At 41.1% G+C, this 19,410-nt stretch carries 21 protein-coding genes and 2 tRNA genes; 7 read left to right on the top strand and 16 right to left on the bottom strand.

Translation table 11 applies throughout. The annotated features are described in order from the left end of the window. The first annotated feature begins 120 nt into the window (after positions 1-120). Entirely contained in the window at positions 121-1,095 is a 975-nt protein-coding gene (locus WS34_RS09355; protein ID WP_046404432.1) for a type I phosphomannose isomerase catalytic subunit, read from the top strand. 79 nt (positions 1,096-1,174) lie between these two features. Here the strand turns inward: WS34_RS09355 and pyrI are convergent, their stop codons facing one another. From pyrI to WS34_RS09330, 5 genes are all read right to left on the bottom strand, one after another. Beyond that, entirely contained in the window at positions 1,175-1,630 is a 456-nt protein-coding gene (gene pyrI, locus WS34_RS09350; protein WP_013613378.1) for an aspartate carbamoyltransferase regulatory subunit, read from the bottom strand. A gap of 79 nt (positions 1,631-1,709) precedes the next feature. After that, the gene (pyrB, locus tag WS34_RS09345) at positions 1,710-2,618 is read right to left on the bottom strand and encodes an aspartate carbamoyltransferase (RefSeq protein WP_013613377.1); all 909 of its coding nucleotides are present in this window, start codon (positions 2,616-2,618) and stop codon (positions 1,710-1,712) included. A gap of 246 nt (positions 2,619-2,864) precedes the next feature. Next, positions 2,865-4,061 (bottom strand): bifunctional phosphopantothenoylcysteine decarboxylase/phosphopantothenate--cysteine ligase CoaBC, encoded by a 1,197-nt coding sequence (coaBC, locus tag WS34_RS09340; protein ID WP_046403074.1) that lies wholly within the window; start codon positions 4,059-4,061, stop codon positions 2,865-2,867. Positions 4,062-4,188: 127 nt separating this feature from the next. Beyond that, the gene (locus WS34_RS09335; protein WP_013613375.1) at positions 4,189-4,542 is read right to left on the bottom strand and encodes a DNA-directed RNA polymerase subunit omega; all 354 of its coding nucleotides are present in this window, start codon (positions 4,540-4,542) and stop codon (positions 4,189-4,191) included. A gap of 29 nt (positions 4,543-4,571) precedes the next feature. Next, positions 4,572-5,372 (bottom strand): outer membrane protein assembly factor BamD, encoded by an 801-nt coding sequence (locus WS34_RS09330; RefSeq protein WP_013613374.1) that lies wholly within the window; start codon positions 5,370-5,372, stop codon positions 4,572-4,574. Between the two features lie 277 nt (positions 5,373-5,649). On the opposite strand from WS34_RS09330, the gene WS34_RS09325 reads away from it, so the two are divergent. Further along, positions 5,650-6,900, top strand: coding sequence for an aminotransferase class I/II-fold pyridoxal phosphate-dependent enzyme (locus WS34_RS09325; protein WP_013613373.1), 1,251 nt, complete (start codon positions 5,650-5,652; stop codon positions 6,898-6,900). Positions 6,901-7,000: 100 nt separating this feature from the next. Here the strand turns inward: WS34_RS09325 and WS34_RS09320 are convergent, their stop codons facing one another. From WS34_RS09320 to WS34_RS09295, 6 genes are all read right to left on the bottom strand, one after another. Further along, complete coding sequence (locus WS34_RS09320) at positions 7,001-7,798, bottom strand: M48 family metallopeptidase (protein WP_013613372.1); 798 nt, start codon at positions 7,796-7,798, stop codon at positions 7,001-7,003. A 130-nt stretch (positions 7,799-7,928) separates the two neighbouring features. Next, on the bottom strand, positions 7,929-8,978 hold the full coding sequence (queA, locus tag WS34_RS09315; RefSeq protein ID WP_013613371.1) for a tRNA preQ1(34) S-adenosylmethionine ribosyltransferase-isomerase QueA: 1,050 nt from the start codon (positions 8,976-8,978) through the stop codon (positions 7,929-7,931). Between the two features lie 123 nt (positions 8,979-9,101). After that, positions 9,102-9,809: a tRNA pseudouridine(55) synthase TruB gene (gene truB, locus WS34_RS09310; RefSeq protein WP_013613370.1), complete on the bottom strand. Its 708-nt coding sequence runs from the start codon at positions 9,807-9,809 to the stop codon at positions 9,102-9,104. Positions 9,810-9,880: 71 nt separating this feature from the next. Beyond that, positions 9,881-10,669, bottom strand: a complete 789-nt coding sequence (locus WS34_RS09305) for an undecaprenyl-diphosphate phosphatase (RefSeq protein ID WP_046403114.1) — start codon at positions 10,667-10,669, stop codon at positions 9,881-9,883. 25 nt (positions 10,670-10,694) lie between these two features. Continuing rightward, complete coding sequence (locus tag WS34_RS09300) at positions 10,695-10,979, bottom strand: DUF3098 domain-containing protein (protein WP_013613368.1); 285 nt, start codon at positions 10,977-10,979, stop codon at positions 10,695-10,697. A 15-nt stretch (positions 10,980-10,994) separates the two neighbouring features. Then, positions 10,995-11,861 carry a cell division protein FtsX gene (locus WS34_RS09295; RefSeq protein ID WP_013613367.1) on the bottom strand — a complete coding sequence of 289 codons (867 nt, stop codon included), beginning with the start codon at positions 11,859-11,861 and terminating at the stop codon, positions 10,995-10,997. A gap of 129 nt (positions 11,862-11,990) precedes the next feature. On the opposite strand from WS34_RS09295, the gene WS34_RS09290 reads away from it, so the two are divergent. After that, a tRNA-Gly gene (locus tag WS34_RS09290) sits at positions 11,991-12,063 on the top strand. Between the two features lie 15 nt (positions 12,064-12,078). After that, positions 12,079-12,163, top strand: a tRNA-Leu gene (locus tag WS34_RS09285). 97 nt (positions 12,164-12,260) lie between these two features. Here the strand turns inward: WS34_RS09285 and WS34_RS09280 are convergent. Next, positions 12,261-14,201: a glycoside hydrolase family 97 protein gene (locus WS34_RS09280; RefSeq protein ID WP_046404430.1), complete on the bottom strand. Its 1,941-nt coding sequence runs from the start codon at positions 14,199-14,201 to the stop codon at positions 12,261-12,263. Between the two features lie 230 nt (positions 14,202-14,431). On the opposite strand from WS34_RS09280, the gene WS34_RS09275 reads away from it, so the two are divergent. Then, a complete protein-coding gene (locus tag WS34_RS09275) occupies positions 14,432-14,911 on the top strand; it encodes a ferritin (protein WP_022161128.1) in 480 nt (159 codons plus the stop codon). Between the two features lie 182 nt (positions 14,912-15,093). Here the strand turns inward: WS34_RS09275 and WS34_RS09270 are convergent, their stop codons facing one another. Next, positions 15,094-15,654, bottom strand: coding sequence for a carboxymuconolactone decarboxylase family protein (locus tag WS34_RS09270; protein ID WP_013613364.1), 561 nt, complete (start codon positions 15,652-15,654; stop codon positions 15,094-15,096). 417 nt (positions 15,655-16,071) lie between these two features. Here WS34_RS09270 and WS34_RS09265 point away from each other — a divergent pair, with 417 nt between their 5' ends. After that, complete coding sequence (locus WS34_RS09265) at positions 16,072-16,365, top strand: hypothetical protein (RefSeq protein WP_022161130.1); 294 nt, start codon at positions 16,072-16,074, stop codon at positions 16,363-16,365. Between the two features lie 146 nt (positions 16,366-16,511). Further along, a complete protein-coding gene (locus tag WS34_RS09260; protein WP_013613362.1) occupies positions 16,512-17,690 on the top strand; it encodes an AIR synthase related protein in 1,179 nt (392 codons plus the stop codon). A 66-nt stretch (positions 17,691-17,756) separates the two neighbouring features. On the opposite strand, the gene WS34_RS09255 is transcribed toward WS34_RS09260, so the two are convergent. The 3 genes from WS34_RS09255 to WS34_RS09245 form a co-directional block, all read right to left on the bottom strand. Then, complete coding sequence (locus WS34_RS09255; RefSeq protein ID WP_013613361.1) at positions 17,757-18,128, bottom strand: HepT-like ribonuclease domain-containing protein; 372 nt, start codon at positions 18,126-18,128, stop codon at positions 17,757-17,759. Then, positions 18,121-18,414: a nucleotidyltransferase family protein gene (locus WS34_RS09250; protein ID WP_013613360.1), complete on the bottom strand. Its 294-nt coding sequence runs from the start codon at positions 18,412-18,414 to the stop codon at positions 18,121-18,123. Before WS34_RS09250 ends, WS34_RS09255 begins: the two co-directional genes overlap by 8 nt. Before the next feature lie 422 nt (positions 18,415-18,836). Then, the coding region (locus tag WS34_RS09245) for a hypothetical protein (protein WP_046404427.1) at positions 18,837-19,410 on the bottom strand (574 nt) is incomplete at its 5' end.

The following is a 19,410-nucleotide window of genomic DNA, read 5'->3' as shown; positions in this document are numbered from 1 at the left end:
CTTCTTTGTTTTTAAACTAAAATAATCTTCAAATTTCAATTTCCCGTTTTAATAAATTATACCTTTGCAAGGTACAATTTTTATGCCGGAAATAATATATCAATCTATAAAATTAGTCTTATGTTATATCCTTTAAAATTTAAACCGATCCTCAAACAAACGATCTGGGGCGGAGACAAACTAGCTTACAAAAGTAACGACCCGAAAGTAAAAGAATCTATCGGCGAAAGCTGGGAAATTTCAGGAGTACAAGATAATATCTCGGTCGTATCCGAAGGGGCACTCGAAGGGAATTCCCTGCAAGAACTGACTGAAATCTATATGGGAGATCTGGTAGGAGATAAAATCTATGAAAAATTCGGTATTGAATTTCCTTTGTTAATCAAATACATCGATGCCCGGGACAATCTTTCCATCCAGGTACACCCGGACGACGCAACCGCAAAAGCCCGTCATAACGCCTATGGAAAAACAGAAATGTGGTACCTGGTAGGTACTGACCGGGATGCCGAACTGATTATGGGTTTCAATAAAGATACCGACAAATCGGAATACCTTACTGCCCTGCACAATCATACACTGCCTGTTCTGCTGAACACCGAGAAAGTCGAAAAAGGAGACTGTTTTTTCATTCCGGCAGGTACGGTACACGCTATCTGCAAAGGCTGTTATATCGCAGAGATACAACAAACATCGGATATCACCTACCGGATTTACGATTATGACCGGCGGGATAAGAACGGTAATCCACGAGAACTGCATACCGAATTAGCTACCGATGTGATCAATTTCTGTGAACAAAAACAGCACAGCATCCATTATCATCAGCACGAAAATCATACCGAAGAACTGGTCAGCTGTAATTATTTTACGACAAATTATCTGAAATTCGACAAAGAAGTAGAAAAAGATTATATCGAGCTGGACTCTTTCGTTATTTATATGTGTCTGGAAGGTAATTTTACCCTGGTCTACGATGTCGATAAAACCGTGAAAGTAAATAAAGGAGAAACCATATTAGTCCCTGCAATCCTAAAAAACCTGTTTTTAATACCGGAAACAGAAGCTGAAATACTGGAAATTTATATCAGGTAAAATATAGGTTAGAAGGCAAAAAGCTATAGGCAAAAAAAGAATTTCTCTTAAGTGCCTATAGCTTTTGGCTTTTAGCTTTTTAATTCATTTCCATATGTTCCTGATCGGTCAATTTTTCGCAATAATGACATTTCAGGACGATCGGTGAATCCTTGACTACGGTAAACTTCGTTCTTACCTTTTCGTGATTGGTAATACATTTGGGATTCATACATTTGACAATTCCTTCAACCTTTTCCGGTACATTAACTGTCTTTTTCTCCACGACATCATAATCCCGGATGATATTGATTTTTGCAGAAGGAGCAACCAAAGCTAATTTGTTTACTTCATCATCTTCCAGAAATTTATCCCAGATTTTGATGATTGCTTTCTTTCCCAATTTACTACTCTTCAAATTAGCGCCGAAGGTCATTGCATTATCCATACCAGTGATTCCCAATACGTTGATCACATCGAATAATTTATCTGCCGGAATATGGTCGATCACTGTTCCGTTTTCTATAGCGCTTACTTGTAATTCTTTCTTTGCCATAATAAATCCTATTTATAATTTCAACATTTTGGTTTCCGATTTACGATTTTATCCTAAACCGTAAATTGCAAATCCTCCATTATTTCAATCCCAAAGCCTTGGAAATAATAGCCTGCCGTGCAAACACACCGTTACGGGCTTGTTCGAAGTAATAAGCTTTCGGATTTTCATCCACATCGACATCGATCTCATTTACACGAGGCAGCGGATGCAGGATACGCATATTCTCTTTTGCATTAGCCAACATAGCATTTCTCAGGATATACACATTTTTTACTTTTTCGTACTCCAATGGATCGGCGAATCGTTCCCGTTGTACACGGGTCATATACAGAATATCGGCTTTACCGATCACTTCGTCCAGTTCGGTATGTTCATAATAAGGGATATTCAATGCTTTTAAATGCAGTTTATAAGCTTCCGGCATCTGCAAGGATTCAGGAGCGACAAAATGGAACGTCGGATGGAAATGACTCATAGCTTGTAATAAAGAATGTACCGTCCGTCCGTATTTCAAATCCCCGACCATACAAATATCCAAATTTTCCAAAGTCCCCTGAGTTTTGTAAATAGAATAAAGATCGAGCATTGTTTGCGAAGGATGTTGGTTTGCTCCGTCTCCGGCATTTACCACAGGATGAACCGCAACTTCACTGGCATATCTAGCAGCCCCTTCTACCGGATGCCGCATCACGATCAAGTCAGCATAATTATCTACCATCTTGATCGTATCCTTCAGAGTCTCTCCCTTGGTGACACTCGAAGAAGAAGCATCTGTAAAACCGATAATACGCCCCCCCAAACGGTTGATCGCAGTCTCGAAACTCAACCGGGTACGGGTAGAAGGTTCAAAAAATAAGGAAGCCACTACTTTACCTTCCAATAAACGCTGATTCGGATTGGCTTCGAATTCAGAAGCCAGTTTCAGTACTTCCAGAATCTCTTCTTTGCTGTAATCTTCGATGGATACTAAGCTGTGTGTGTTCATATCGCTATATTTAATGTTTGTTGACTAACAGACAAAAAAAAACCAACAAGTCTAACGACAATGTTGGTTTAATAAATCTTTATCAATAAATCGGCGATTCTGTCTGAAATGCTCGACAGTATGTTTAAAAATTCCGATATACAGATGTTCTGATTTCATATCAGAGCTCAAAAGTATATAAAAATTTTATATCCGTAAAATTTTTATCGCTCAAAAATGAAAAATTCCGAAAAATAGCCATAACCCTCACCCCAACTGTACGATCCGATCGACAATATCGTGAGCGACTTCCTTTTTACTTTTCAGTTCATATTGCCATTGCACCTCATTCCGGTCGATGATAGTCACCTTGTTGGTATCATAACCGAAACAGGCATTGCTATCTTTCAAACTATTTAAAACGATCAGGTCGAGATTCTTTTTGTGCAGTTTCCGCAGGGCATTTCCTGTTTCATCGTCCGTTTCGAGGGCAAACCCCACCAATACCTGTCCCTTTTGTTTCCGGCGCCCCAATTCGGCCGCAATATCACAGGTCGGCTTCAATTTCAACACCAGCTCTTCTTCCCCTCTTTTTAACTTCAGGTCTGCCTTCCGGTCGGGAGTAAAATCGGCCACAGCCGCACAGGAAACGATAATATGACTGTCTTCCGCATAGTTCATCACCTGTTCGAACATCTCCGCAGCCGATTCTACATTTATCCGCCGAATCGCCGGATGTTCGGTTTGCCGGGAAACAGGTCCGGCGACCAAAACCACTTCAGCTCCCCGGGCAGCGAACTCCTCAGCCAAGGCAAACCCCATCTTACCCGAAGAGTAATTCCCGATAAAACGGACCGGATCGATCTTTTCATAAGTAGGCCCTGCCGTCAACAATACCTTTTTACCCAGCAGATCACCCTGTCGTTCAAAATAACGATGGATAGAAGCGACGATCTCTTCCGGTTCAGCCATTCTTCCCTTGCCCACCAAACCGCTTGCCAGTTCACCGGCAGCAGGCTCGATCACCCGAACCCCGTAACTTTGAAGAATGTGCAGGTTCTGTCGGGTAGCAGGATGACGATACATATCCAGGTCCATCGCCGGAGCAACCATTACCGGACATTTGGCCGACAAATAGGTCGTCAGCAACAAATTATCGGCTATACCGTGGGCCATCTTTCCCAAGGTATTCGCTGTCGCCGGAGCAATCAGGTATAAATCGGCCCAAAGCCCCATATCCACATGAGAATGCCAATCTCCGTTTTCCGGATTATAAAACTCTACCATCACCGGATGTTTGGACAATGTAGCCAAAGTCAATGGAGTAATAAATTGTTTGGCCAATTCCGTCATCACCACCTTTACTTCTGCCCCTTCTTTCACTAACAGACGCACCAGAGAAGCCGCTTTATATGCTGCTATACTACCGGTTATCCCAACGATAATATGCTTTCCTTTCAACATCGTGAAAAAACAATTATTTCTAGATTTATGAATTACGAGTTTTCTTATTAACTAAAAATGTACCAATGTATCCTCCTTATTATCGGTACATTGGTACATTTACAAAACTGTACATCAAAATCACTGTTTAGAGCGATTTTTTCTCTTCTGTTTTTTTCTCCGTTGCCGGATTTCTGAAATAGATCTGCCCATCTTCGAATTCCTGGGTAGCAATAAGCACCGGTTTTGGGATCCGCTCATAAAATTTGGAGATTTCAATCTGTTCCCGATTTTCAAAAATCTCTTCCAGATTATCGGTATAGGAAGCAAACTCCTGCAACTTACGACTCAGTTCCTCCTTCATCTCGACAGCAATCTGATTAGATCTTTTGGCAATAATGGCCACAGCCTCATAAATATTATTATCGGCTTTTGCAGCCAATACGGCAGGGTTCCGTGTAATGGTGTTATTAGGTGCTTTTACCTTTTTAAAATCTACCATAATTGATTTATGTATTAATATTTATCTAATTAATCTTCGAACTTATAATTTTCCAAATAGGCCTCGATATCCTCATACATCTTCTTTACGTCGGCAGCATATCTGCTGTTCGGATATTCATCGGCAAAGTAATAATACTCTTCCCGGGCATTGTTATATCGTTCCACTTTCTTATCTTCGACACTATTCACCGCCATCTGATATTTCGATACGAACAACATATACATAATCTCTTCCCGGTATTTGGAGCCCGGATAATCCTTCAGACAATTCTGCAAACTGATAACAGCCGCTTTGTAATGTTCACGCAGGTAATAGTTTTTCGCACTCAAATAAGCTTTGTAAGAAAGCTTATCCCGCATTTCATCCATATAGGTATTTACCTTATCTTTTCGCATACTATACGGATAACGACTCAGATAAAGCTGGAATTCCCGGATAGCTTTTTCGGTAACCTGCTGATCCAAACGTGGTTTCGGGGAAGCTTTATAATCGCAAAATCCCATCATATAAAGACATTCTTCAGCAAATGAACTTTCCGGATAAGTCTGGATAAACTGCTTGAATAAATCGGAGGCAATCTGATAATCTTTCATATTATAACTACAAAAAGCCCGGTAATAAGCAATATTCTGAGCTTTTGCCTGCCCGACAAATACAGAACGGACACCATCCAACAAATTCATTGCTCTCTGATAATCGCCCTTGTTATAATACTCGATCGCTTTTTTATAGACCAGGTTGTAATCATTGCTTTTCAGCAGGCTTTGATACTCCCCGCAAGACGTCATAAGCACAATTACCAGTAAAAATCCCCAAAATTTCTTCATAAACGGAACGCTTTTTTTGCATCATGCAAAGATAGAGGAAAAAACAAAAAGTAAAAAGTAAAAGGTAAAAACTTTTCTGAGCTTCATTACTTTCAAGTATTTTTAATATTTACTCTCCACTTTTCACTAACCCTTCATACGCATTCTTCTTCCTACTCTAAGTAATTATACGTATTATGGTACATCTTTTACCTTTTACCTTTTACCTTTTACCTTTATTTATTACTTTTGCCAAGTTAAAATACAGTATTCTACAAATTTTCAAAATATTATCGACGTGGACATTTTTGAAAGAGTAAAAAAACAAAGAGGTAATATCGGCCAGTATGCCAAAGAAGCACACGGCTATTTCGCATTTCCGAAATTGGAAGGAGAAATCGGTCCCCGGATGATGTTCCGCGGGAAAGAAGTGTTAAATTGGAGTTTGAACAACTACATCGGTCTGGCAAACGATCCGGAAGTCCGGAAAGTCGATGCAGAGGCAGCCGCTCAATGGGGGCTGGCTTACCCGATGGGAGCCCGTATGATGAGCGGTCAGACTTCCCGTCATGAATACCTGGAATCACAGTTAGCCGATTTCGTCGGTAAACCGGACGCATTCCTGTTAAATTTCGGCTATCAGGGCATGATTTCTATCATCGACTCACTGACTTCACGTTTCGACTGTATCGTTTATGACGCGGAGTCCCATGCTTGTATCATGGACGGTTTGCGTCTGTCGCCGGCCAAACGTTATGTATACGTACACAACGATATGAGCAGCCTGCGCAAACAGCTCGAACATGCCACGAAATATGTAGCGACTACCGGTGGAGGTATTCTGGTGGTTACAGAAGGCGTATTCGGAATGGCAGGAGATTTAGGTAAATTAGATGAAATCACTGCTTTAAAATCTGAATTCAATTTCCGCTTGCTGGTCGACGATGCCCATGGATTCGGAACAATGGGACCGACAGGTGCCGGTACAGGTGAACATTTCGGTGTTCAGGATAAAGTGGACCTTTATTTCGGTACTTTTGCCAAAGCTATGGCAGGTTTCGGCGCTTTCGTCGCCACAGATGAAGATGTATGTATGTCTTTGCGTTATACCATGCGTTCACAAATGTTCGCAAAATCCCTGACTATGCCGATGGTCGAAGGAGCGATCAAACGTCTCGAGATGCTGAAAAGCCAACCGGAAAGACGCGAAAAGTTGTGGACCATCGCTCATGCTTTACAAAACGGTCTTAAAGCAGACGGTATGAATATCGGTATCACCAACTCGATGGTTACTCCGGTATATCTTTCCGGTAGTGTTGCCGAAGGGATGCAAGTCGTATTCGACCTGCGTGAAAATTACAATATTTTCTGTTCGATCGTCGTATATCCGGTTATTCCGAAAGGACAATTATTGCTCCGCCTGATTCCGACTTCTATGCATACACTCGAAGATGTAAAATATACCATCAAGGCATTCAAGAATGTGGCAGAAAAACTGGCTAAGGGAGAATACAACAAAGAACTTCTGATCGACGCTAGTAAGCTCTAAAAAAATCAGGGATTAAAGATTCGGATCTATTTCCTCTGTTCTTTAATCCCTGTTTTTTACACCTTGATCATTTCACCCCCAGGTAAAGCCGGGTTTATTCTCATTTTTTATATTTCAAAACCTCAGGCATCAATGCTTTTATCTGCTCTATACGATGGGCATCCGAAGGGTGTGTAGACATAAACTCCGGTGGTTTTTGTCCCGATCCTGCAGAAGCCATCCGGGTCCAGAAAGGAATCGCCTCTTCCGGATTATATCCGGCAATCGTCATAAAAATCAATCCCAAACGATCGGCTTCCAACTCATGCTTCCGCGAAAAAGGCAAGATCACACCGTAATTAGCCCCTAAACCGATAGCAGTCCCCAAGAGTGCCTGAGTCGGCTCCGATTTTTCTTTTAAAGCGTATGCAGCAGCAGTACTTCCAGCCTGTATCAACATCTGCTGACTCATCCGTTCGTTTCCATGCCGGGCAATCGCATGAGCAATCTCATGTCCCATCACAACAGCCAAACCATCATCATTTTCACAAACCGGCAAAATTCCTTCATACACGACCACCTTCCCTCCGGGCATACACCAGGCATTCATTTCAGGACTCTGTACCAGATTGAATTCCCACTGGTACCCTTCGATCTGCTTTTCCAATCCCTGAGATTTCAAGTAAGCTTCTACAGCGGCAGCAATCCGCGTCCCCACTTCCTTCACGCGACGGGTATCGTCTGTACGGGTAGATAACTTATTTTCTTTTAAAAAATCTCCATACGAAGTAAGACTCATCTGCATCATTTCACTTTCGGGCAGGAGTATCACTTGCTTCCGCCCGGTCAAAGGCACTGAAGCACACTGTACGAACAAGGTCAAAATCCCGACAATAACAGTTAATCTAAAGACTCTCATCGTTTCATCTTTTTTTTAATTCTCCAGGGTATATTGAGTTTAACGTTACATAAAAAAACAGGTTACAGGTTTAAAAACACATCCTCAAACCCATAACCTGTCCTATGCCATCCCTTTCGGGGAAATATATCTAAATAATCAACATCGCATCTCCGTATGTACCGAACCGATATTTCTCTTTTACGGCCAGATCATAAGCTTTCATCACCAGATCATAACCACCGAAAGCAGCCACCATCATCAAAAGAGTCGAATAAGGTAAATGGAAATTAGAAATAAAAGCATCCGGCACACTAAAATCATAGGGAGGGAAAATAAATTTATTTGTCCATCCATCATATTCGGTCAAACGGCCTTTGGTCGTTACACAACTTTCCAACGTCCGTACAACGGTCGTGCCTACTGCACAAATCTTATGGCGTTCGTCTTTCGCATCATTGACAATTTTCACGGTATCCCCCCCCACAATAATCTGTTCCGAATCCATTTTATGTTTTGTCAGATCTTCTACATCCACTTCCCGAAAATTCCCTAAGCCAACGTGCAAGGTGATATAAGCAAAATCGATTCCTTTGATTTCCATGCGCTTCATCAGCTCACGACTAAAATGCAAACCGGCTGTCGGGGCAGCAACAGCTCCTTCATAGCGGGCAAAGATCGTCTGATAACGTTCTTCGTCTTCCGGCTCCACTTTACGTGTAATCGTACGCGGCAGCGGAGTCTCGCCCAAGCCATACAGCAACTTCTTAAACTCATCGTATTCTCCGTCGAACAAGAAACGCAACGTCCGTCCACGAGAGGTGGTATTGTCGATGACTTCGGCAACCAAACTATCGTCTTCCCCGAAATACAATTTATTACCGATTCTGATCTTTCGTGCCGGATCCACCAAAACGTCCCAAATCCGCAGATCCCGATTCAATTCCCTCAACAAAAAGACTTCGATTTCAGCACCGGTTTTTTCCTTATTCCCATATAAACGGGCCGGAAAAACCTTGGTGTCGTTGAAAACGAATACATCCTTCTCATCAAAATAATCGATAACATCCTTAAATACCTTATGTTCGATCGTTCCTGTCTTCCGGTCGACTACCATCAAACGACATTCGTCCCGATTAGCAGAAGGGTGTTGAGCGATTAATTCCGGCGGTAATTTATATCTGAATTTTGATAATTTCATCTCTGCACTATTTAAATTAAACTCTTATCAAGTCATTTTAACATCCTGGTTTATACCAACAAGACATTGGAATATCTCCTTCTGTCTTTATGGAAATACCCCTGGCCTAATAAACGGCGCAAGTTACAACTTTGTTTGTAAAAACGCAACCAAATCCTCCATTTTATTTGCATCTTCCACCTGAAAACTTCCGATCTTTGTGCGGCGTAAACCTGCCAAGTAAGCCCCACTCTCACAGGCCTGACCGATATCGTTGGCCAAAGACCGGATATAAGTCCCTTTACTACAATTGATTCTTAACGTTAAATCAGGAAGATTAAAATCGATGACCTCCAATTCATTCACCACCACTTGACGTGCAGGCATCTCGATCTCATTCCCTTTGCGCGCCTTTTTATAAGCCCGGTCACCATCTACCCGGATAGCAGAATACGCCGGAGGGACCTGAGTAATGACTCCCCGAAACCGCTCCAGTACCCGATCTAAATAAGGGCGATCGATATGCCGATAAGGGAAATCCCCTTCCGGCAAAGTCTCTAAATCGAAAGACGGAGTCACAGCCCCGTAACATAGCGTCGCCACATATTCTTTTTCCTGAGCCATATAATCTTCAATCCGTTTCGTCCACTTTCCGGTACAAACAATCACCAAACCCGTCGCTAAAGGATCCAGAGTTCCGGCATGTCCCACTTTGATCTTCCCACAAGCAGACTTCAAACACCAACGAATTTTATTCACGACATCGAAAGAAGTCCATTTCAGAGGTTTATCTACCAGAATCAGAGCACCCGAATGAAAATCACCTTCTTCATTAAACAATATCTTACACACAATTTTTATATTTTCGAACCAAACCGAACAAGCGTAAAAATCATTCTATCACAAGCCCGTTTTCACTGCTCTCAATGAACAAACAAAATGATAATGCCTACTACAAAACAATATACGGCAAACCAGATCAACTTTCCTTTCTTCACCAGATTCAGCATCCAGCTACAAGCTATATATCCGGAAATAAAAGCAGCCAGGAAACCGACAACCAGCGCCAACATCGAAATACCACTCTCTGCAGGTGCAAAACCACCTTTCATCATGTCCAGAAAAGCCTCTCCCAAGATAGGTACCAACACCATCAAAAAAGAAAATCTCGCTACATTTTCTTTATTATTCCCCAGCAGAATCCCCGTAGCGATGGTGGAACCGGAACGGGACAAACCAGGCAATACGGCACAAGCCTGAGCCACTCCGATGATAAAAGCATCCCGAAAAGATATATCCGTCTTTAAACGGGGACGAGCGTAGTAAGCAAAGGCCAACAAACAGGCAGTAATTAAAAGAGCAACTCCCACGACCAATAATCCGGAACCGAAGAGAGCTTCCACATAATCTTTAAAGAAAACACCTACAATAGCCACAGGAATCATAGATAATGCGATTTTGGCAATATAAATGGTTTCCGGATTCCAGGAAAACCGAAAAAGACCTTTCAAAAGATCCCAAATCTCATTCCTCAACACCACAATCGTACTACAAACGGTCGCCGCATGAACGGCCACTGCAAAAGTCAGATTTTCTTCTCCCTGTATGCCGAAAAGCGTACTGAAAATCTGAAGATGCCCGGAGCTACTAACGGGCAAAAATTCTGTCAATCCCTGAATCAATCCAAGGACCAATGCTTCTAACCAAGTCATCATTTCTTATCCAACAATTTTATACCTAATCTTTCGTCCCTTCTTCCATTTCCTTTTTAGGCTTCCGCATAATCGCCCAAAAAACAAATCCAAAACCGATCAACACCACAATCGGAGCCAGCGTGATCCGACGGAAACTAAAAATATCATAATTAAACTCAGCCGGATTATCGGAACCTCCCCCCATCATCAAAATAAATCCCAGAATGATGATCCCGAAACCGATCAAAATCATCTTATAACTACTCACAGGAATCGGGAAATCGATCTTTTTTCCGGAAGTAGTATTTTTCAAATTATTCTTCACCATATTTTTAGTTTTGTTTTAATTGTACAAATCGTTCATGTCTTTATTCAGATATCTGGCAACCGACATCCAGGAAGAAACCAAAGAAAGCAATATACCGCAAACCATAACAAAAGCAACCATGATAATGATCAATTCTTTATTCATCAGATTGACTACACTCCCCACTTCTTTTTGCAAAAAGAATATGGCAGCCAAAAGAATCAGATTAGCGATCATACTCCCAAAGAAACCGAACCAAACACTATTTTGAATAAAAGGCTTACAAATAAAGAAAGGTTTTGCCCCGACAAGCTGCATCGTTTTAATCAGAAAACGCTGCGAATATACGGACAAATGGATGGTATTCCGGATCAAGGTAAAAGAAATCAGCATCAGTGCAGCCCCTGCTATCAACAGGATCAGACTGATACGCCGAACATTTTCATTGATCATATGCACCAAAGACTTCTGATAAGACACCTCCTGCACCAATTCGTTTTTTAATAAGCTCTTCTCGATAACAGTCAAGGAATCGTTATTGGCGTAAACGGGATTCAGCTTGATTTCTACCGAAGGCAAAAGCGGGTTATACCCCAATACGCCCTCGAAATCTTCTCCCAACTCCTCTTTAAATTCACGGGCAGCCTCCACTTTACTAATAAATACCGAAGACGAGACAAAAGGCTTTGTGTCCAGAATCTTTTGCATCTTTTTGATCTCGGCTTCATTTACATTATCCTTGACAATAATAGAAAAACCGATATTTTGTTTTACATGATCAGAAACCAATTTTGCATTCAGCAAAATGAACACTAAAATACCAACGACAACCAAAACCAGTGATATACTGAGTGTTGACACAAAATAGGAGCCTGCAATTCTCTTTTTTCTCTGACCAGTCATCTATCATTTGCATTTAAAAACACGACAAATATAGCAATTATATCCAATTATTTTTTACAAAATGTTTGTACAAACTAAAAAACGCCTTATATTTGCACTCGCAAAACAAAAAAAGTTCTTTAAACAGATGCGAAAATAGCTCAGTTGGTAGAGCACGACCTTGCCAAGGTCGGGGTCGCGGGTTCGAGTCCCGTTTTTCGCTCTCTCGCAAGAGGATGCTCGAGTGGTGGAATCGGTAGACACGCAGGACTTAAAATCCTGTGGCCATTGCGGCCGTGCGGGTTCAATTCCCGCCTCGAGTACAATTAATAATCAAAGAGTTAGATCAGATCTAACTCTTTTTTATTACTATTTTATTTGTTTCAAAAAGTGATCCAAAACACATTATCCCTTCTATTCTTATTTCACAATAACAATTCCCCCTCCCGACAGAATCGTCAAGGAAAGTTCTTTATTTTTACTCAAAGTCACTTCCCGGGTATAAACATTACGTTTCAGGTCGTCATTATAAAGGGTCACCCGATTGCCTTTGGCAAACATCGGAAGTTGTATTTTCAGCTTCAACGGTTCTTTTTGGGCATTCACCCCGGCGACATACCATTTATCCCCATGTCTGCGAGCCAGAATACAATATTTCCCCGGATAGCCGTCGATAAATACAGTCTCATCCCAGGTAACAGGTACTTGTTTCAGAAACTCCAGGCAAATTTGGGAAGCATCGGTCAGATTATTAGGGGCTAAAGCAAAATTCTGTATCGGATTCTGAAACAAGACGGTAGTAGCCAACTGGAAAGCATCTGTTGTCCGGCGGATATTACCTCCATCGTTGGTACGATTCAAGCGTTTATTGAGGAAACAGCCTCCGAATTCCATACAACCGACACTATTCCGGATAAACGGATGCAGACAGGCATTGAAAGCCTCCTCATCACAAAAATGCTGCTGGAAAATCAGGTTCTCGGAAGCCAGTACTGCCTCACTTCCCACATAATTGGGATACATTCGCTCCCACCCCCTGGGCAAGGTGCAACCGTGAAAAATAACCATCAATCCACAATCATCCGCATCGCTCAGAATAGCTTCGTACAACCTCATAGTCTCCTGCTTATCCCCTCCGAAAAAGTCTACTTTAATTCCCTTCACTCCCAGACTTTCGAGCCACCTCATTTCCCGCTTACGGACAATCGGATTGTCCATACAATTCACAGGACTTTGAACAATATCGTTCCAATATCCGCTGGAACTATACCATAAAAATATATCTACCCCCTTCCTATGGGCATAATCCGCCAAAGACTTCATCTTTTCCCGGCCGATCGTCCGATCCCACCAGTTATCTATCAATACATATTCATATCCCATTGCAGCTGCCACATCGATGTACCTCACCTGATCCTCATAATTGATACTTCCATCCTGCCACAAAATCCAGCTCCAGGTTCCACGCCCGAAACGATAATCGTGAACCGTTTCGTAAAGTGGCTCCACGACGTCCCAAATGACCGTCGTTTCCACAATAGGCTTCAGATTATCCCCTACAGTAATGGTACGCCAGGGAGTTGTACCGGGCAAAGCCAATCCCGGGGCCACCGTTCCATTCCCATTATTCTCTTCGGGCATCGGAAAATCAAGGATATATAATCCACCTTCTCCGGCATCACTCAAACGAGAACCACAATAGCGGCTGTCCACACCCGTCTCACTGATCAAAGCCCAACCATCACAACCAATACGAAAAAGGCAAGGAAAAGTATAACCATGTCCATATCGAGAAGGTTCGTTCATCGGAACATCCACCCTATACTCCTCCTCATAACTGGGTTTTGTACGCATCCATCCGATCATGGCATCACTTTGCGGACACAGAAAAGTAGTCGTATATGCCGGAAAATCAAAACCCGTCGCTTCTCTTTCCACCACACAACTTCCTGCCTCCTTTCGGGGAATTACATATCGGAAAGCGATATCGTTATTACTCACCCGGAAAACGACATCTATCTCCTGCTTATCAGCATTCGCAAAAGTACAAATCAACTCATTCGCCTGATAGTGTATCTCTGATTTCTTGATCTTGTTCTGAGTATATGTTTTATCGATCCGACTTGTCTTTTGCCCAATCCAATTCATATTCCGGCTAAAATCCCCGATATCGGTCACCACCCCCAAAGGGGAATCTTCCAGAATTGTCTTTTCTTTGTAAGTGACAGAATAAACCGGTTTTCCCTGCTTCAAGGCCACATTCACTTTCAGATGAGAGTCAGGTCCAATTACCTCAGTCTGCTGAGCCCATTCTGGAACGGCAATCCACACCAGCAAGCAGTATTTCAGATATTTTTTCATGTCTTTAAAATAATTTACATGCAGGACAAAGATAATATCTCCGCTATACAAAACAAGGATTAATCCTTATAAATTAACGTAACAGTATTCTATACACTTTAATTTTCCGGTATATTGATCATTTTGTCATTACTTAGAACTGTCAAAATGGCAAATATCGGATATGGCATAAATTTTGTAATTAACAAATAAAAAGCATAATGAATTATCAATATTAAATATAAAAAACAATGATTTCTGAAAAACTACAAAATGCGATCAATGAGCAGATTACTGCTGAAATGTGGTCTTCCAACCTGTATTTGTCCATGTCTTTCTATTTCGCTTGCGAAGGTTTTGACGGCTTTGCCCATTGGATGAAAAAACAATCTCAGGAAGAACTGGAGCATGCCTATACCATGGCTGATTACGTTACAAAGCGGGGAGGAAAAGCCAAAGTAGATAAAATAGACGTTGTTCCTCAAGGGTGGGGTAGTCCTTTGGAAGTATTCCAACATGTCTATGAACATGAATGCAAGGTTTCAAAAATGATCGACAATCTGGTTTCTATCGCTTCTGCAGAAAAAGACAATGCAACCCAAGACTTTCTGTGGGGATTCGTACGCGAACAAGTTGAAGAAGAAGCAACAGCACAAGGAATTGTCGACAAATTGAAAAAAGCCGGTGATACAGGTCTTTTGTTCATCGATGCCCAACTGGCTAAGCGATAAAGACCTCAGCATAAAAAACTGCCTGAATGATGAAGTGCGCCCTAAAAGTCGAACAAGAATTTTTAAGGCGCACTTCAAAGTATCAGACAGCTTCGTCTTCCTTATACACATCGGTTACTTCATCTTTTCAGATATTCATATCAACTATATGGGAATATAAAACAGAAGATTATTCGTAAACTTTACTTTTTACAATCACATTTACAGATGATGACCGGAGCCTCGGGGAAATCGACGGGAATCCAGGTGGCATTATTGAGGTAATTGGTTATAGTCGTCATACCGACCAGCATGACCAAATCAACCAGACAAGCATCCGTATATCCGGCTTGATAGAAACGGCCGATCATCTCAGGGCCTACCTTGCCCCGATTCGTAACCAGCTCACAAGTAAAATCCACTAAGGTATCCAACTTTTCATCCCAAGTGACATTTCCTTTACGGATCGCTTCGATTTGCTTATCGCTCAAACCGGCCTCTTTAGCCAAAGCCGTATGCGCTGCCAAACAATAAGGATTCTGATTTACCTGACTAGTCACCAAATGAATCGCTTCCGTCTGAATTCGGTCAAATACCGTAGAAACATCCATAAAATCCATAAATCGTTTCAAGGCAGTTTCGGAACGGGTCATGAAGGCATACACATTCGGAACAAAACCCATTGACTGCTTTAATGCAAATAGCAATTTACGATCATGTTCCAATACTTCTTCCATCCGGGGTACTTTAAATTCTCTTCTCATCAGTTTTATTTTTGGGGATTATACGAAAATTGAAAAATAAAGTTGAATTTTTACCGCAATATGGAAACTTTTAAAATTGCTTTACGTTTATTTCACAGATAAAACATACCATAAATTTGGAAAAAAAGAAAAAGGAGTATTGGAGAACAGAGGAAGGCAGAATGAAAGTATACTCTTCTTTTCTCCATTGTTTTTAAAGAACGGTACCCGCAGGTATCCACAAACTTAATGTACATAAAACGACAAAAGAACAACTTAAAAAATTTGATAAACTAAAATTTATCGTCCCGATAAATTTATCCATATGCTAAACTAACCCAACCAATAGTATCGTACAGATACATACGACAGAAACCGGAAATTATTCCGGTTTCTTTTTTTCCTGCTTCAGAAATATTTTCTTTAAATTACTTACCTTTGTATTCAATACATTATACTGCAACCATGAAAAATAAAAACATACTGATTCTGATTATTTCCTTCATCATTTTGCTCGTTGCCTGCTCGGCTCTATCTATGAGTGCGGTAGCCAGTAATTACCGTTACACCTGGGTAGCCATGAACCCTTGGAATGGAGTCGAAGGTATTGCCTTTACCGTGGGTTATTTTTTGCATACCGGCAAAACCGTCAGTATGCTGATTACAATCGGCTTACTCCTCGTAATCTGGTGGCGGCTCTACGCTCTTATTCACCGGACCTTCATCAGATAATCTTCATCAGGAAGTCAATACATCACTCATGCACATTGATAAATTCATTTGTTTTGTGTAAGTTTGCAACTTCTAAAAACGACAGAGATCGGGTCATTTGATCATCCGGTAATTTCGTGATTCAGTAATTTAGCAACTCATCTATTATGAGAAAAGACGAAAGATATAACAAACGTGGTGTGTCAGCTTCCAAGGAAGACGTCCACAATGCGATAAAAAACATCGACAAAGGAGTATTCCCCCGGGCTTTTTGCAAAATCGTACCGGATTATCTGGGAGGAGATGAAGCTTATTGCAACATCATGCATGCAGACGGAGCAGGAACAAAGTCTTCGTTAGCCTATATGTATTGGAAAGAGACCGGAGATCTCTCCGTTTGGAAAGGAATTGCCCAGGATGCACTGATTATGAACATAGACGACCTTTTATGTGTCGGTGCAGTAGACAATATTCTGTTATCTTCCACGATCGGCCGGAATAAAAACCTGATCCCGGGAGAAGTCATTGCTGCCATTATCAATGGAACAGAAGAATTACTGGAAGAATACCGGAAACTAGGTGTAAGCATCTATTCTACAGGTGGGGAGACAGCCGATGTCGGTGATCTGGTACGCACGATCATTGTAGATTCAACAGTTACTTGCCGGATGAAACGGAAAGATGTCATCGACAACGCCAACATTCGCCCGGGAGATGTCATTATAGGCCTTTCTTCGTACGGACAGGCTACTTATGAAACCGAATATAACGGCGGAATGGGTTCTAATGGCTTGACTTCGGCCCGTCATGATGTATTTGCAAAATATCTGGCTCAAAAATACCCCGAAAGTTATGACAATAATGTACCGGAAGAATTAGTATATGCAGGGAAATGCCTATTGACGGACTGTGTCGAGGGAGTAGGTATGAATGCAGGAAAATTGGTTTTATCTCCGACCCGTACTTACGCTCCGGTAATAAAACAAATTCTGGACAAATACCGTTACCAGATTCATGGGATGATTCACTGTTCAGGAGGAGCCCAGACTAAAGTGATGAATTTTGTCGAGAATATGCATATTGTAAAAGACAATCTTTTCCCCGTACCTCCTTTATTCCGGTTAATCCAGGAACAATCGGGTACGCCTTGGGAGGAAATGTACAAAGTGTTCAACATGGGTCATCGTATGGAAGTTTATGTCGACGAGGAATTGGCAGAAGAAATTATCGCTATCTCAAAGAGTTTCAATATCGATGCCCAAATCGTCGGTCGTTGCTACGACAATGACGAAGGCGAAGGAAATAAGCTTACCATACTCAGCGAATTCGGGAAATTCATATACTGAACGGTAGGTTTGATTCGTAAATTTTATATATAAAACGAAAGGATGCCCTTCTGGAGCATCCTTTTATCATTCCTTCAAATCTTCCCGCATTTGCAGCAAAGTATCCATTAATAACGGAATATTCTCCTTTACTGTATTAAAAATAACATCTGCATCCACTTCAAAATAGTGATGTACAATTATATCACGCATTCCCATCACTTCACGCCATGGTATTTGTGGGTAATAAATGAGCAAATTGCCTGCTGTTAATTTATCCAGATTCTTTATACTTTCACCAGTAGCAATCAATTTCATACAAACTCCATCCAGTAATAAAGTTCCTGTAGCAGAATCCAGAAAATCATTAGTACAATGAATATTTTCAGTTCGTTGCTGAATGACTTCCAGAGATTCTATCACTTTGTCAAGCAAATGCAAAACTTTTACATCATACATAAATAGCTTCCTCTTGAATGGTTTGCTTTAATACCTCATCCATTTTTTCACGCACACGAACCAAATCTACCGGACGTCCCAATAAAGCTTCTAATTCATATTTGATACGAACTAATGTAAACAACGTAGGCGCCTCTCCTTCATAGCAAATATCAATGTCACTATTTTCAGTCTGTTCACCCCTGGCAACACTCCCAAATATCCCCATGCGTTTAATGTGATAAACAGAAGCATGGGTTTGCATGTAGACTGCCAGTAGTTGTATATATTCATTGATAGATTTCATAAAATATCATCTGGTTCATATTCACAAATATAAGAATTATCTGACAGTTAGACAATATGTTTATTCAGCCTGTTTTTCTTTTTTATAAAACTACAAAATCGTCTACTCTGTCAATTCGGGAAATTTATATACTGAACGGTAGGTTTGATTCGTAAATTTTATATATAAAACGAAAGGATGCCCTGCAAAGAGCATCCTTTTTATTGTTCTAATCAATTATATAGAGCTGTTAGCTTCTTCACTATATGATAAAAGAACTTTTCTGACTTTGTAATGATCCAGGCCGGCTCAGGGTGACAAAGTAAACCGGCCGGAAAGGCAAACGATCTTACAGAAAAACTTACATGAATACATTCTTACCTTTTCGAGACAATTTGGTAGAAAATATAACCGAACTTCGTCATTGCATCAAAAACAAGCAACTACCCTTTCCATGCATTTATAGATTCCAGCAAATTTTTATATCCATTCTTTGCTCTGTCATCCGCAGTATCCACACATTGCCGGACGTATGTCACCATCTGCTTTTTCACCTCATCCGGTGCATTTACAGCAAAATATCGCAATAACACATCCAGATTCAAACGTAATTTTGCATCAGGTAAACGAACTACCTCCTCGGTATAACACTTCATCAAAGCTTTCCAGTTCCGGTCCAGATAACAGGTAGTCAGCCGATCCAGATAAACCAAAGAATAATCAGCCCTGAAACCGGTATTTCTCACGGATTCGCAAACTTTCATAAAATCTTTCTCCTGCATTCTACCCGCCAGATAATCTATATAAAGGGGAAAAATCAGCCGTTCCGTTTTATTTTCCAATCCCTGAGTGTCAATGTTCACAAAATCTTTCCAATTATCCAAAATAAATCGGAAAACAGGATGCTCAACCCGATCGGCAAAATGCTCAGATAATTTCCAGACTTCCGGATACAGTTCTTTTTTCCCTTTCACCTCCCTCAAATAACTTTCGACATCAGTATTAAATGTATTCAGT

Origin of the sequence: Odoribacter sp. N15.MGS-14, from assembly GCF_000980245.1 — a bacterium.
GTDB lineage: Bacteria > Bacteroidota > Bacteroidia > Bacteroidales > Marinifilaceae > Odoribacter > Odoribacter splanchnicus.
Note: the sequence above shows the minus strand (reverse complement) of the source record. Positions and strands in the feature narration are given on the sequence as shown.

Excerpts from the sequence above, each read along its gene's own strand:
- coaBC (WP_046403074.1), bottom strand. The coding sequence starts at position 4,061 with ATGTTGAAAGGAAAGCATATTATCGTTGGGATAACCGGTAGTATAGCA.
- WS34_RS09335 (WP_013613375.1), bottom strand. The coding sequence starts at position 4,542 with ATGGTAGATTTTAAAAAGGTAAAAGCACCTAATAACACCATTACACGG.
- WS34_RS09305 (WP_046403114.1), bottom strand. The coding sequence starts at position 10,669 with ATGACTTGGTTAGAAGCATTGGTCCTTGGATTGATTCAGGGATTGACA.
- pyrB (WP_013613377.1), bottom strand. The coding sequence starts at position 2,618 with ATGAACACACACAGCTTAGTATCCATCGAAGATTACAGCAAAGAAGAG.
- WS34_RS09250 (WP_013613360.1), bottom strand. The coding sequence starts at position 18,414 with ATGAAATCTATCAATGAATATATACAACTACTGGCAGTCTACATGCAA.
- WS34_RS09280 (WP_046404430.1), bottom strand. The coding sequence starts at position 14,201 with ATGAAAAAATATCTGAAATACTGCTTGCTGGTGTGGATTGCCGTTCCA.
- WS34_RS09355 (WP_046404432.1), top strand. The coding sequence starts at position 121 with ATGTTATATCCTTTAAAATTTAAACCGATCCTCAAACAAACGATCTGG.
- queA (WP_013613371.1), bottom strand. The coding sequence starts at position 8,978 with ATGAAATTATCAAAATTCAGATATAAATTACCGCCGGAATTAATCGCT.
- WS34_RS09260 (WP_013613362.1), top strand. The coding sequence starts at position 16,512 with ATGAGAAAAGACGAAAGATATAACAAACGTGGTGTGTCAGCTTCCAAG.
- WS34_RS09330 (WP_013613374.1), bottom strand. The coding sequence starts at position 5,372 with ATGAAGAAATTTTGGGGATTTTTACTGGTAATTGTGCTTATGACGTCT.
- WS34_RS09320 (WP_013613372.1), bottom strand. The coding sequence starts at position 7,798 with ATGAGAGTCTTTAGATTAACTGTTATTGTCGGGATTTTGACCTTGTTC.
- WS34_RS09275 (WP_022161128.1), top strand. The coding sequence starts at position 14,432 with ATGATTTCTGAAAAACTACAAAATGCGATCAATGAGCAGATTACTGCT.
- WS34_RS09295 (WP_013613367.1), bottom strand. The coding sequence starts at position 11,861 with ATGACTGGTCAGAGAAAAAAGAGAATTGCAGGCTCCTATTTTGTGTCA.
- WS34_RS09255 (WP_013613361.1), bottom strand. The coding sequence starts at position 18,128 with ATGTATGATGTAAAAGTTTTGCATTTGCTTGACAAAGTGATAGAATCT.
- WS34_RS09300 (WP_013613368.1), bottom strand. The coding sequence starts at position 10,979 with ATGGTGAAGAATAATTTGAAAAATACTACTTCCGGAAAAAAGATCGAT.
- pyrI (WP_013613378.1), bottom strand. The coding sequence starts at position 1,630 with ATGGCAAAGAAAGAATTACAAGTAAGCGCTATAGAAAACGGAACAGTG.
- WS34_RS09270 (WP_013613364.1), bottom strand. The coding sequence starts at position 15,654 with ATGAGAAGAGAATTTAAAGTACCCCGGATGGAAGAAGTATTGGAACAT.